Source organism: Leucobacter faecis, from assembly GCF_054456695.2.
The window spans coordinates 1-268 of the sequence record NZ_JBTJER020000048.1 but is presented as its reverse complement, the minus strand read 5'-3'; the positions used below and the strand labels follow the sequence as shown (position 1 = coordinate 268).

Sequence of the window (268 nt, the reverse complement as noted above, 5' to 3'; positions counted from 1 at the left end):
GAACAACGGCTCTACAACGGGGCCCAACGCATCGCCCTCGCCACCCGTGATGGCGGGTGTCGCTGGCCGGGCTGTGATCGACCCTCTTCTTACTGCGAAGCGCACCATATTGACCACTGGCATTCCGACCAGGGCCGCACCGACATCGATCGAGGGATCGCTCTGTGCAAGTTATGCCGACGTCGGCATAAGGCGCATTATGACGACCGGCGGATTATGCCGACCAGGGACACAATGAGCCCGTAAACACTGGGCTCCACGATCCCTG

Annotated in this window: 1 protein-coding gene; it reads left to right on the top strand. The window is 61.2% G+C overall.

The annotated features are described in order from the left end of the window. Positions 1-30: 30 nt before the first annotated feature. Entirely contained in the window at positions 31-246 is a 216-nt protein-coding gene (locus tag ACXR2W_RS14200) for an HNH endonuclease signature motif containing protein (protein WP_489948872.1), read from the top strand. Positions 247-268: the final 22 nt, after the last annotated feature.